Below are 12127 nucleotides of genomic sequence, written 5' to 3'. Positions count from 1 at the left end.
GTTCTCGATGAGCGACGACGGCGTCAAGAAGCCGAGCGAGTTCGGCGGCGAGGGTCCCCCCGTAGCGGAGAAGCCGTACAAGATAATCTTCGAGGCCAACAAGTGCTTCGGGGCGGGGCGCTGCGCGGAAGTGGCCGACAACTGGGAGATGGACCTCGCCTCCGGCCTGGCGAAAGCGAGGTCGTACTACATCGGCGAGGACGAACTCGACGAGAACGTCCGCGCCGCCGAGGTCTGTCCGGCGAAGAAGGGCGACGGGGTCATCCACGTCATCGACCGTCGCACGGACGAGGAGATCGCGCCGAACCCCCACGGCGACGGGACGCTGAGCGTCGACTGGTGAGCGTCGGCCGAAGACGGGCGACCGGAGTTCGGCGCACGACCGCGTACCGAAACCGACTTGCGGGGGACGCCGGTACGACAGTGTGCGCGAGGGTGGCTGAGCCAGGCCAAAAGCGGCGGGCTTAAGACCCGCTTCCGTAGGGATTCGCGAGTTCAAATCTCGTCCCTCGCATCGATTTCTCGCAGAGGACGCGACGACGCTGTAGCGGTGGCGACGCCGACCGAGTCGAAATCGTAGCCAGCTAACAGAACCGAACTTACTCAAGGATGGCTAATGACATCTAATTAGAGCCATGACCGACCTCGCCTCGACCGCCCCGACGCGCTTCGACCTGATACTGTTCGTGATGGGTGTCGCGCTGTTCGGCGGCGGGGCGCTCGGAGCGCTGACGGTCGTTCCGTTCTCTCTGGCCGGCGGTGCCGGGACGGCCGTCGCGGGGGCGGCGATGTTCGAGGGACTCGCTCGGAACCCGCCGACCGAGTCGTAGCGGTCGAGTGCTGCGGTGGGTCGCGTCGGCGGTCGAATACTGCGGCGGGTCGCGTCGGCGGTCGAGTGCTGCAGCGGGTTGCCTCGGCGGTCGAAACTGCGACATCGAACGCCGACCGGCGTCGTCGCTCGTCGAACACGCTCGTTCGAGTACACGCTCGTATCTATCGGTGGCTATCGCTCGTCGGTCGTTGTTTCAGCGAAAGGGGTAAACGCCGCACCCGTGAGAAAAGCAAGGGTGCAGCGTTTGCCGCCCTGAATTGGTCCCCGCTGACGCTTCGGCCCTCCAAAGCGAAGCGTCACCTGAACACAGACTCCCCGCCTACTTAAGCGTGGCGCAGACGGCAGAGGGCGGGGGATGACTGGTCGGTCAGTTAGAGAGTCGTCGGAGCGTGAGTGCCCGCGCGACGGCGTACGGTCCCGCGGTCTGCGAGGTCAGTCGTCCCCGGACTCGGTCGATACCGCCGCCTGCGCGGCCCACAGCGAGGCGTACTCGCCGTCGGTGGCGTGGAGTTGGCTGTGAGACCCGCGCTCCGCGATTCGGCCGTCGTCGAGCACGAGAATCTCGTCGGCGTTCGTCACCGTCGAGAGGCGGTGGGCGATGACGAGCGTCGTCCGGTCCTCCGTGAGCCGTTCCAGCCCGCGCTGGATGCGCCGTTCGGTCTCGGTGTCGACCGCCGACGTCGCCTCGTCGAGCACGAGAATCGGGGCGTCCGCGAGCGCCGTCCGCGCGATGGAGAGCCGTTGCCGCTGACCGCCGGAGAGCTTCACGCCGCGCTCGCCGATTCGCGTGTCGTACCCCTCCGGAAGCCCCTCGATGAACTCGTGGGCCTCCGCGATTTTGGCGGCCTCGACCATCTCCTCCTCCGTCGCGTCGAACGCCCCGTAGCGGAGGTTCTCGGCGACGCTGCCGTCGAAGAGGAACGTCTCTTGGCCGACGTAGCCGACGGCGCCGCGCAACTCGGTGAGCGAGGTCTCGCGCACGTCGACGCCGTCGACGCGGACGGAGCCGTCGTTCACGTCGTACAAGCGGGGGAGCAGTTTCAGAATCGTCGACTTTCCGGCACCCGTCGGTCCGACGAGCGCCAGCGTCTCGCCCGGTTCGACGGCGAAGCTCACGTCCGAGAGCACCTGCTCGCTCTCGTCGTACGAGAACGAGACCGAGTCGTACTCGACGCGACCCGAGACGGCGTCGAGCGAAACGGGGTCGTCGGGGTCGTCGATGCTCGCTGGCATGTCGCGGAGCGCGTAGATACGCCGCGTCGACGCGAGCGCGTTCTCGTACCACTCGACGATGCGGCCCGACTCGCTGACCGGCGCGACGAGTTGCTGGGCGAGTGTGACGAACGTGACGAACGTCCCGATTCGAAGCGCGCCGCTGGCGTACGGCGGCGGGCCGACGACTAGCCAGTAGCCCCCGACGGCGAACGTCGCCAGAAACGTCATCCCGCCGATGAACTGCATCCCCGGTTGGTAGATTCCGGAGAGTTTGATGACGGTAATTATCTGGTCGAAGTACTCCTTCGAGGCGTCGCGGACGCGTTCGGCCTCGTAGCGCTCGGTCGCCGTCGTCTTGATGAGGTCGATGCCAGAAAGATTGTTCTCCAGTCGGGTGTTCATCCCACCGATGCTCGACCGGACGGCCACGTAGACGGGTTCGACGCGCGTCATGAACCAGTAGGTGAAACCCGCGAGCACGGGGACGAACACGAGCGTGACGACGGCGAGTTGCCAGTTGAGGTAGAACAACACGCCCGCGATGCCGAGCACCATCACGAACAGGCGGATGGTGCTCTCCAGGGCGTTGTCGAAGAACACCTCCAGATTGTTCACGTCGTTGTTCAGCACCGACATTATCTCGCCGGTCTGCTTGTCGTCGAAGAACGCCATGTCGAGCGCCTGCATCCGCTCGTAGGTGTCGACGCGGAGGAAGTGCTCGATGCGGTGTGCGAACAGGTTTAGCGTCACCGTCCGCCCCCACGACGCCACCGCGGCGACGACGAACGACCCCGCGATGAGCGCGATAGAGAGCGTCAACTGTTCGGGAACCGTCTCCGGGAGCCACGCCCCGGGGACGAGGGGGAGGCTGTACGCGCTTGGACCCTGGTCGACGGCGTTGAGGGTGACGCCGAGCAGCAGCGGCGGAACGAGGTTCGCCGCGCGAGAGAGAAAACTCGTCAGGACGCCGAGGGTCAGCCACCGCAACTCCGGCACACCGTACTCGGCGAACACCCGCTGTATCGGGCGCTCGACCCGGTCGACGAGGGCCTGAAATGACGTGTTTGCGTCGGTCACTACACGCTACGGGTCACGCAGACGACAAAATCCCATCGCAACCGGCGTGAGAGGTCGGGTTTTCTACTGCTTCGCCGGATGGTCGTCTCGAAGCCGACTCTGCCCCGCGCCCAACACGTTCTCGCGCAGCGTCCCGCCCTCGTACTCCTCGCGTAGCAGCCCCCGCTCGCGGAGCACGGGCACGACGAGGTTCACGAAGTCGTTCAGCGTGCCCGGACGCGAGATCTCCTTGACGTTGAAGCCGTGGACGCCGACCTCCTCGAACCAGTACTGGAGGTCGTCGGCGACCTGTTCGGGCGTGCCGACGACTACGGGAGACGTAGAGCCGAGTCCCGAGAACTCCGCCACCTCGCGGACGGTCCACTCGCGGTCGGGGTCGTTCTTCGTGAAGGCGTTCATCGCGCCCTGAATCGCGTCCGTCTCGATGTGTTCGACCTTCTGGTCGGGGTCTAACTGCGAGAGGTCCATGTCCAGAAAGCCCGAGAGCATCGTGAGCGTTCCCTCGGTGCTGACGTGCTCGCGGAAGCTCTCGTGTTTCTCGCGGGCCAGGCTCTCGGTTTCGCCGACGATGGGGACGATTCCGGGGAAGAAGAGCAAGGAGTCGGGGTCGCGGCCGCGGTCGGCGGCGCGTTCGCGCATGTCCTCGATGTAGCTTCGAGTTCCCGCCTCGGTCGGCTGACTCACGAACACCGCCTCGGCGTTGTCGGCGGCGAACTCGCGCCCGCGGTCCGACGACCCGGCCTGATACAGCACGGGCGTCCGCTGCGGCGACGGTTCGCAACTGTGCGGACCGGGCACCGAGAAGAACTCGCCCTCGAAGTCGATAGCGTGGACCTTCTCGGGGTCGGCGTACATCCCGCGCTCGCGGTCCTGAATCACGGCGTCCTCCTCCCAACTGTCCTCCCAGAGCGCGTAGCACACCTGCATGAACTCGTCGGCGCGGTCGTAGCGCGTCCCTCGGTCCATCCGCTCGTCGAGGCCGAGGTTCTCGGCGGCGCTTTCGAGGTAGGAGGTGACGACGTTGAACGCGATGCGGCCGTCGGTGAGGTGGTCGAGCGTCGAGAGTTCGCGGGCGAGTTGGTACGGGTGGGTGTACGTCGTCGAGCGCGTGACGGCGAATCCGAGATGGTCCGTCACCTCGGCCATCGCGGGGACGAGCGCCTGCGGGTCGTTCGCCGGCGTCTGAATGGCGTTGCGAATCGCCGAATCGCGGTCGCCGCCGTACACGTCGTAGATGCCGCGCACGTCGGCGAAGAAGACGGCGTCGAAGCCGCCTCGCTCGGCGGTTCTGGCGACTTCGGTCCAGTAGTCGCGGTCGGTGTAGCGGTGCGACTGGTCGCCCGGGTAGGTCCACCGCCCCGGCGAGACGTGCTCCACCGAGTTCATCGTGAAGAGGTTGAGATGCATCCGCTCGGTCATTGGCGGACGCAGGGGAGGGAGGGAGTAATAGGTGGGCGATACCGGCGGCTCACGTGGGGTAGCGGTGACGGAGGGCGAGAACCGATTACGACTCGTACTGTCGAATCGCGGCGGCGAACTGCGGGTGGAGATACGGATTGCCGTCGTCGTCGCGCTGAATCAGGGTGCCGCCGTGGACCTGCTCTTCGAGCGTGTCGACGCGTTTGGAGACGGTGCGCTCGGTGTAGCCGGTCGCTTCGGCGAGCTCGTCTTCGGTGAGCGGTTCGTCCGCCTCGGCGAGCGCGACGAGAATCTCCCATTCGGACTTCTTCAGCCGACCGTCGAGTAGTTCGACGAGTCGGTCGACGTTGTTTTGAGCCTCAGTCTCAGCCATACATCGAACAGACAGCGTACTGAGTTGAAATGACTTGTGTGTTGCCGCCGGAAAATCACGTGAACGGGACACATTCGCCGACTCCGCCGGTTCCCCGACGCCGCGCGTCCGCGACACGCGAAGGCGGGCGCGTCTCAGCAGGAGCAGTAGTAGTCGCGTCGGCCGAACTCGGTTCCGAGGAGTTTGGCCGTCGGGGTCGGGTCCGACGGCCGGTAGACGCCCGTCGTCAGCGTCCCCGACGATTCGAACGACCCGGCAACCAGCGCCGCCCAGTCGCCGTCCGACAGCACGTCGCGGAACGAGTCGTCCGTCGAGAGCAGCGTCAGATAGTCGCGGAGGTACACCCAGCGAGCGTCGCCGACCGACTCGGCTGCGCCCGCAACGTCGTACTGTACGTCGTCGACGACCGCCGAGTACGCGGCCAACGGCAGGTTCGCCCCGGCGGCGACGGGCATGGAGATCCACTTCCACGGCCGTGTGTTGATGTCGAGGAGGACGTACTCCTCGCGGTCGGCGTCGTAGACGAACTCGGACTCGCTGATGCCGTGGTAGCCCGTCCGCTCCAAGACCGCCAGCGCGCGCTCGCGGATTTCGGGCCGGTCTGTCGTCTCGACGACGCACGACGTGCCGAACGCCTGCGGGTAGCGGACGCGGGCGTTGCCGACGACCGACAGCGTCTCCCCGTCGGGCGAGATGTAGGAGGCGAGCGACGCGTCGCGGCCCTGCGCGATGTTCACTTTCTCCTGCGCCAGGAGTTCGACGTCGGCCGCTTCGGCGGCTTCGAGCGTCTCGTACAGCTCCTCGCGGTCGTCGACCTCCACGACGTTCGTCCCGAGCGCCTCCTCGCCCTCGCGCTTCAGCGCGGGTTTGAGCACGAACGGGAAGCCAAGCGCCTCCGCGGCGGCGTCGGGGTCGTCTTCGTCGAGCCAGTACGTCTCGGGGTACGGGACCTCCAGTTCCTCGGCGAGGCGGTAGAGCGACGACTTGTCCAGCACGGCGTCGATTCCCTTCTTCTCCGAGAACGGGAGTCTGACGCCCTCGGGCTCGGTTCCCGCGAACGCGTGGACCCACTCGTCCATACAGCCGAAGGCGACGAGGTCGGTGCCCGCGGCGTCGGCGAGCGCTTCGAGGTCTCTCCTGAACCCCTCGCGGTCGTCCAGCGGGTAGGTGACGCGCCCGGCGAAGTCGACGGCGTCCGAGGGCGGCGCGACGCCGTCGCCGGAGCGGTCGAGTGCGACGATCGGAACGTCGTGAGCGTCGAGCGCCCGCGCGACGCTCAGCCCCGTGATGTGCGCGTTGGCGACGACGGCCGGTGGCCGGTCGAACTCCGCCTCGGCGACGGCCTCCAGCAAGTCGTCCGTTTCGAGAAACCGGTCTGCCATGGCCGGTCGTTTCGGTGCGACCGATAAAAGCCCGTCAATAGCGGACAGCGGGACCGATATCTGGGTCGCTCGTCGCTACGGCGCGACGAACGCCTCGCCGTAGAGCGGAATCGTGAAGAGCAGGAGCGCGAGCGCAGCGACGAGAGCGGTCGTGGTGACCACTCGCCGCCCCGTAGAACGGTCGACGTAGGCGACGTACCCGCCGAGGACGACTATCGCGAGTTGCACGCCGAGTTCAACGAACGAGGCGGTGTACCCGAGCACGCCCGGCCGGAGCAGGAGAACCACCATCGCCGCGGAGAGTGCGGTCCCGGCGGCCATCGCTACAGTCGTCGCCGCGCGCCGACCGACGGCCCTCGCGGCAAGCACGGTCAACGCGACGTTGAGGAGGATTCGAAGACCGACGAACGCCGTCAGGCCGAGGGGGTTCGACCACCCCGGGAAGAGCCACTCGAACATCTGTCGACCGAGACTCTCGGACGACGTGTAAATAGGTTGTCGTCACCGCGGCGACGACGTCGCAGACGCGAGTCGCTTTTCTCCCGCGAGCGCCTTCTCCCACCGATGACCGACGTTCCCGACCGCGTGCACCGCGCCTTCCGCGACCACGCGTCGTTCGAGAGAGTGGACGAGACGACGTACGAATCCGTGAAGAGCCCCTTCGAGGGCGTCGTCGAGGTGTCGCCGGGCGAAGACGGCAAAATCGCCTACGACGTGACCGTCCGCGTGCCGATGCTCGACGAGGTGACCGACGACGAGGTCGCCGACGTCGTCGAGGAGGGTTGGTACGAGACGTTCGAGCTCCGCGTCGTCGACGTGGGCGGCGTCACCGCCGTCGAACGCGACCTCGACCCCGCGGTGTCGGAGACGGGCCGCCACGCGACCGTCGAAATGGCGTTCGAGGACATCAACGAGCGTCGCGGCGTCGACGACGCGGGCGCGCTCGTCGACTTCGTCGAGGGGACGTACGCGCAGGGCATCATCCCCGGCTACGACTACACCGAACCGGTGTCGTCGATGCTCTCGCAGGCGTATCAGGCCGGCGGGAGCGACCCCGTCGAGTAGGCGACTCCGTCGAGTAGAAACGAGACGGGCGAACGCGGAGGCCGGTCGCCGCGTTCAGTCCATCGAGATGTACGTCTGCGTATCCTCGACGCCGTCGATGCCCTGAATCTGCGTCGCGGAGATGTTCTTGACCTCCGCGGGCGTGTCGACGGTCACCTTGGCGATGATGTCGACGTCTCCGGCGACGATGTGGGCGTCGACGACGCCGTCGAGCGACGATATCTCGCTGCGCAGTCGTTCGGCTTCGCCGGTGTTCGCTTTCACCATCACGTAGGCGGTGACCACGCTCAGTCACCCCCCACGGCGGCGGCCATCGAACTGTCGCCGACGAGCAGTTGACGCACCTCGTCGAGCACCGAGAAGTCCGCGAGCACGGCCACGCGGTCGCCCGTCTCCACCGAGTCGTCGGGGAGGGGTATCCCCATCGGGTCGCCGTCCTTGCCGAACGCGAGGATGCGCGACTCCGACGGGAGCGCGACCTCGCTTATCGTGTAGCCGTTCATCGGCGACTCGTCGGTGACCGTGATGAGAAGCACCTGGAGGCTCTGGGCGACGTCGGCGATGGCGCGAATCGACCCGCCGAGTAGCGCGTTCTTCGCGCCGATAGCGCCGAGTCGCTCCGGGTAGACGATCTCGTCGACCTCCTGGGCGTACTTCTGGTAGATCTCCTCGCGGTAGTCCTCGTCGATGCGCATCACCGTTCGACAGCCGTGGTGCTTGCCGATCATGCAGGCCGCGAAGTTGGCGTTCAGGTCGCTCGTGAGCGCGCCGAGCGCGTCGGCCTCGTCGACGCCCGCGGACTCCAGTATCGGTTCGCGGGAGCCGTCTCCGTCGACGACCTCGAACCCGCTGGCACGGGCGCGTTCGGCTTGGTCGCCGTCCCGTTCGATGAGCGTCACGTCGTGACCCTCCTCGCGGAGGACGCGGGCGGTTCGGAGCCCGACACGACCGGCGCCAATGATAACAAACCGCATGGGACGGCGTACGTCGGCGGGGGAGAATAACCTTGCCCCGGTCGCGGTCCGCCCCGGGGGAAGGCTTTTGCCACGTTACGGAGTAACACACCACGATGGTTCACGCGTTCATCATGGTGAAAACGGGAGCCGGAGAGTCAGAGCAGTTAGTCGCGCCGATCCGAGACCTCGAACGGGTGACCGAGGCGCACATCGTGGCGGGCGCGTACGACCTCATCGTGGAAGTCGACGCGGAGGAGGTGTACGACGTGCTCAAAACCTCCTCGTCGGGGATTCAGGGGCTCCAGGGCGTCACCGACACGAAGACGTACATCTCGCTCGGCGAGTGAGAGGCTGCGGGAGCCACCGACAACAACTGTTTGAACCGACCCGGCGTACCTCACCTATGCGACTCCTCTTCCGCACGTTCGCGGCCGTGGTGGGACTGTCGCTTCTGGCGTTCTACGCCGTCTTGGCCGTCCTGACGTACCGGTTTCTCGTCCTCCTCTGGTCGGTCCGGCCCGACCCCGCCACGAGCGTCGCCCTCGTCGGCGGCGTCGTCCTCCTGACGGCGTGGGCCAACTACCGCTTCGGCACGTCGAGACTGTTGGCGAGCGTCGAAGCGAGTCGACTCCTGCCCGAGCGCGCGCCGGGGCTCTACCGCCGCCTCGACGCGCTGTCCGAGCGCATGGAGATCGCGACGCCGACGGTGTACGTCGCCCGACTCGCCGCGCCGAACGCGTTCGCCCTCGGCGGCCCGAGAGACGGCATCGTCGTCGTCGACCGCTCGCTGTTTCGGATGCTCTCGGGCGACGAGTTCGAGGCGCTGTTGGCGCACGAACTCGCGCACCTGGAGGGGTACGACGGGTTGGTGCAGACGTTCGCTTTCAGCGCGCTCCGAACCGTCGTCAGCGTGCTCGCCGTCGCGCTGTTACCCGTCGCGCTGTTCCTCGAGGGCGTCGCCCGGGCGACGGCGTGGCTCCGCGGGACGCCGACGGCGACGCCGCTGTCGGACGGCGGGTACGGCGTCGGCGGCGTCGTCACGCTCGTCGCGGTCGGGTTGACGCTGTTCGTCCGGGCGTACTCGCGGCGGCGGGAGTTCGCCGCCGACGACAGAGCCGTCGAGGTGACGGGGCGGCCGCTGTCGCTCGCTCGCGCACTCGAGCGACTCCAGCAGGCGACGGAGTCGCCGCTGAGCCGCTTTTTCGGCCTCCCGACGCCGCCGACCCCGGGGCCCGAAGACGAGACGCGACTCGGCCGATTGCTGTCGACGCACCCGCCGCTGGAGGCGCGTATCGAACGGTTAGTCGAGAGCGCCGAGGAGCGGGACGCGGCGGCGCGGTCGATTCCGATTCGGTGAGTCGGTCGCTCTCGAACCGACGCGAGCGCTATCGGTCCAGTTCCTGGGGGTCGTGGGTTTCGATCGAGCGGTGCATCCGCTCGCGCTGGGCTTCGAGCTCCGGCGGCAGCGACTCGTAGACGAAGTCGAACAGTTCGTCGGGGTCGGCGCGGGGACCGGATTCGGCGACTTCGACCGCCTCGGACAGCTCCTCGTTGGCGTCGTCGTACGCGCTCTCGACGAACTCGTCGTCGACGAGGCCCTCCGCGCGGAGGAACTCCTCGAACCGTTCGAGCGGGTCGCGGATGCGCCACTCGGGGAGGTCGGGGTCGTCGTCGCGATAGACGGAGGGGTCGTCGGCGGTCGTGTGCGCGCCGCGGCGGTAGGTGAGGCTCTCGACCAGCACGGGCGAACCGCTTCGAGCGGCTTCGAGCCCCTGCTCGACCGCCTCGCGGACCGCGAGCGGGTCGTTGCCGTCGACCTGGATTCCCTCGAGACCGTACGCCTCGGCTTTGACGGCGATAGACTCGCTGGCGGTCTGTCGCTCGCGCGGCAGTGAGATGGCCCAGTCGTTGTTCTCACAGAAGAAGACGACCGGCGCGTCGAAGACGCCCGCGAAGTTCAGCCCCTCGTGGAAGTCGCCCTCGCTCGTCGCGCCGTCGCCGAAGCAGACCAACATCGCCTCGTCGTTCCCCCGGTAGTTGCGCGCCATCCCCGCGCCGGCGGCGTGCGGAATCTGGCTGGCGATGGGAACCGCCTGCGGGAACACCGGCACGTCGTGGTCGGAGTGGTACTCGGGGTAGCCGCGCCGGAAGCGGAGGATGTCGCTCATCGGGACGCCGCGGGCGATCTGGAGCGCGTTCGAACGGTAGGTCGGGAAGAGCCAGTCGTCGTCGGCCATCGCGTGGGCCGCGCCGACCTGCGACGCCTCTTGTCCGAGAAACGGGGGATACCCGCTCATCCACCCGCGCCGCTGTAGCGCGAGCGCGCGCTCGTCGAATCGCCGCGTTCGGACCATGTCGACGTACGCCGCCCGGGCGTCGTCGGCCGAGAGCGACGACTCCGAGAGCGACCGGTCGTCGATGAGTCGATGCATGACTGTGCAGTCGGTGATTGTTCGTGATAAAGTGGGTCGGTTTAGCACGGCGACAGTCGGTGCGAATCGGCGTCGTCGTCGTTTCGGCGCTCGCCCCGGTTCCGACAGCCCAAAGAGCGAGCGGCCCGTAGGCGGACCATGGTCTCGGTCCTCGGACTGGTCGTGCTCGGGGTCGCGTTCGTCGCCCACACGTTCGTCGCAGCGGTCATAACGCGATTTCTCCGCCTGCGGTTGGACACGCAGTGGGGGATGGTACTGTACGCCGTCGTCCTCGTTCCGGCCGCACTGGTAGCGCTGACGCTCGTCACCGGACAGCTCGTCTCGGTCGAACTCGGACAGATGGGAACGCTCGGCCTGCTAGTCGGGATGCCGCTGGCGCTCGGATTCACCATCGACGTGCTCTACATGCCCTCGCCCGACGAGTACGACCTGCCCGAGACGCCGTAGCGGTTTCAGACTCGACCGCTCGACCACCCGCTCGCCGAGGTAGTCGCCGCATCCCGACAGAAGGAGGAGAAAGACCACCGCGAGTGAAGCGAGCGGAGGGTATCGCCGCAGACGTCCGAGGCGGAATACACCGACCTGCCGCACGCGAGACGCGACGCCGGGTTCCGCATCGACTCGGTTCGTTCAGTCGCCGCGGGCGTCGACCAACCGGTCGACGGCCTCTTCGACCCGGTCGATGACCTCCTCGGGCGATTTCGTCGCGTCGACGCGAACGAAGCGGTGCCGTTCCGCGTCGATGAGGCGCTCGTAGTTCGCGCGGACCGAGGCGAGATACTCCGTCTGCTCGAACTTGTTGGTCGCGCCGCTTCGCGCCGCCGCCGTCTCCGGGTCAACGTCGAAGTAGATGGTCGCGTCCGGCGGACGGGTGAAAGCGGCGTGGATGCCGCGGATGTACTCCAGGGGACGGTTTATCTCGGACTGCTGGAGTTCGACGGCCTGATACGCGTACCGCGAGTCCGAGTAGCGGTCGGAGACGACGAGTTCGCCGTCGGCCAGCGCGGGTCGAATCACCCGCGAGAGGTGGTCGGCGTGGTCGGCCGTGAAGAGAAACAGCGAGGCCAGCGGGTCGGCGTCGTCGTCGCGGATGGCGCGGTCGACCGCGTCGCCGTACCAGGAGTTCGTCGGTTCGCGGGTGAAGACGGCGTCGGGGTGCGAGTCGTGCAACGCCTCCCACACCGTCGTCTTGCCGCTGCCGTCGAGACCCTCCAGCGTGATGAGCATGTCCGGGTGGTGTCGGTGGCCGCGCTTAAGCGTTGATAGCTCTCCGCGTCGGACGCGACGGGGCGCAAAAACGGTCGATTCGACCGGAAAAACGGCCAACTGGGAGCAAATAGCGCGGTAGCTTTACGTTCAGTCCGTCCGACAGTACG

15 protein-coding genes and 1 tRNA gene are annotated in these 12127 nt (G+C 67.2%); 7 read left to right on the top strand and 9 right to left on the bottom strand.

Annotated elements, in window-relative coordinates; all coding sequences use genetic code 11:
* The first annotated feature begins 7 nt into the window (after window positions 1–7).
* From FCF25_RS02585 to FCF25_RS02575, 3 genes are all read left to right on the top strand, one after another.
* The gene (locus FCF25_RS02585; RefSeq protein ID WP_117594618.1) at window positions 8–343 is read left to right on the top strand and encodes a ferredoxin; all 336 of its coding nucleotides are present in this window, start codon (window positions 8–10) and stop codon (window positions 341–343) included.
* An 86-nt stretch (window positions 344–429) separates the two neighbouring features.
* Window positions 430–514: transfer RNA gene (locus FCF25_RS02580), tRNA-Leu, on the top strand.
* A gap of 121 nt (window positions 515–635) precedes the next feature.
* Complete coding sequence (locus FCF25_RS02575; protein ID WP_117594617.1) at window positions 636–830, top strand: hypothetical protein; 195 nt, start codon at window positions 636–638, stop codon at window positions 828–830.
* Between the two features lie 434 nt (window positions 831–1264).
* Here the strand turns inward: FCF25_RS02575 and FCF25_RS02570 are convergent, their stop codons facing one another.
* The 5 genes from FCF25_RS02570 to FCF25_RS02550 all read right to left on the bottom strand — a co-directional run bounded on the left by FCF25_RS02570 (window position 1265) and on the right by FCF25_RS02550 (window position 6757).
* Window positions 1265–3124 (bottom strand): ABC transporter ATP-binding protein, encoded by a 1860-nt coding sequence (locus FCF25_RS02570; protein ID WP_137047237.1) that lies wholly within the window; start codon window positions 3122–3124, stop codon window positions 1265–1267.
* A 63-nt stretch (window positions 3125–3187) separates the two neighbouring features.
* Entirely contained in the window at window positions 3188–4543 is a 1356-nt protein-coding gene (locus FCF25_RS02565; protein ID WP_137047236.1) for an LLM class flavin-dependent oxidoreductase, read from the bottom strand.
* A gap of 85 nt (window positions 4544–4628) precedes the next feature.
* Complete coding sequence (locus tag FCF25_RS02560; protein WP_117594614.1) at window positions 4629–4916, bottom strand: winged helix-turn-helix transcriptional regulator; 288 nt, start codon at window positions 4914–4916, stop codon at window positions 4629–4631.
* A 134-nt stretch (window positions 4917–5050) separates the two neighbouring features.
* Window positions 5051–6298, bottom strand: coding sequence for a carboxylate--amine ligase (locus tag FCF25_RS02555; protein WP_137047235.1), 1248 nt, complete (start codon window positions 6296–6298; stop codon window positions 5051–5053).
* Window positions 6299–6373: 75 nt separating this feature from the next.
* The gene (locus tag FCF25_RS02550) at window positions 6374–6757 is read right to left on the bottom strand and encodes a hypothetical protein (protein WP_137047234.1); all 384 of its coding nucleotides are present in this window, start codon (window positions 6755–6757) and stop codon (window positions 6374–6376) included.
* A gap of 105 nt (window positions 6758–6862) precedes the next feature.
* On the opposite strand from FCF25_RS02550, the gene FCF25_RS02545 reads away from it, so the two are divergent.
* Window positions 6863–7363: a DUF5813 family protein gene (locus tag FCF25_RS02545; protein WP_117594611.1), complete on the top strand. Its 501-nt coding sequence runs from the start codon at window positions 6863–6865 to the stop codon at window positions 7361–7363.
* 54 nt (window positions 7364–7417) lie between these two features.
* Here the strand turns inward: FCF25_RS02545 and FCF25_RS02540 are convergent, their stop codons facing one another.
* Both FCF25_RS02540 and FCF25_RS02535 read right to left on the bottom strand, forming a co-directional pair.
* Entirely contained in the window at window positions 7418–7648 is a 231-nt protein-coding gene (locus FCF25_RS02540; protein WP_117594610.1) for an Lrp/AsnC family transcriptional regulator, read from the bottom strand.
* Between the two features lie 2 nt (window positions 7649–7650).
* Complete coding sequence (locus FCF25_RS02535) at window positions 7651–8337, bottom strand: TrkA family potassium uptake protein (RefSeq protein ID WP_117594609.1); 687 nt, start codon at window positions 8335–8337, stop codon at window positions 7651–7653.
* Between the two features lie 95 nt (window positions 8338–8432).
* Here FCF25_RS02535 and FCF25_RS02530 point away from each other — a divergent pair, with 95 nt between their 5' ends.
* On the top strand, window positions 8433–8666 hold the full coding sequence (locus FCF25_RS02530) for an Lrp/AsnC ligand binding domain-containing protein (protein ID WP_117594608.1): 234 nt from the start codon (window positions 8433–8435) through the stop codon (window positions 8664–8666).
* A 56-nt stretch (window positions 8667–8722) separates the two neighbouring features.
* Window positions 8723–9676 (top strand): M48 family metallopeptidase, encoded by a 954-nt coding sequence (locus tag FCF25_RS02525; protein WP_137047233.1) that lies wholly within the window; start codon window positions 8723–8725, stop codon window positions 9674–9676.
* Between the two features lie 28 nt (window positions 9677–9704).
* Here FCF25_RS02525 and FCF25_RS02520 read toward each other — a convergent pair whose 3' ends face one another.
* Window positions 9705–10751, bottom strand: a complete 1047-nt coding sequence (locus FCF25_RS02520) for a thiamine pyrophosphate-dependent dehydrogenase E1 component subunit alpha (RefSeq protein ID WP_137047232.1) — start codon at window positions 10749–10751, stop codon at window positions 9705–9707.
* 138 nt (window positions 10752–10889) lie between these two features.
* Here FCF25_RS02520 and FCF25_RS02515 point away from each other — a divergent pair, with 138 nt between their 5' ends.
* The gene (locus FCF25_RS02515; RefSeq protein WP_117594605.1) at window positions 10890–11198 is read left to right on the top strand and encodes a hypothetical protein; all 309 of its coding nucleotides are present in this window, start codon (window positions 10890–10892) and stop codon (window positions 11196–11198) included.
* A gap of 183 nt (window positions 11199–11381) precedes the next feature.
* Here the strand turns inward: FCF25_RS02515 and tmk are convergent, their stop codons facing one another.
* Window positions 11382–11978 (bottom strand): dTMP kinase, encoded by a 597-nt coding sequence (gene tmk, locus FCF25_RS02510; RefSeq protein ID WP_137047231.1) that lies wholly within the window; start codon window positions 11976–11978, stop codon window positions 11382–11384.
* Window positions 11979–12127: the final 149 nt, after the last annotated feature.

The organism is Haloprofundus sp. MHR1 (assembly GCF_005155585.1).
Classification (GTDB): Archaea; Halobacteriota; Halobacteria; order Halobacteriales; family Haloferacaceae; genus Haloprofundus; species Haloprofundus halophilus.
This window is presented reverse-complemented; position numbering and strand designations above follow the sequence as displayed.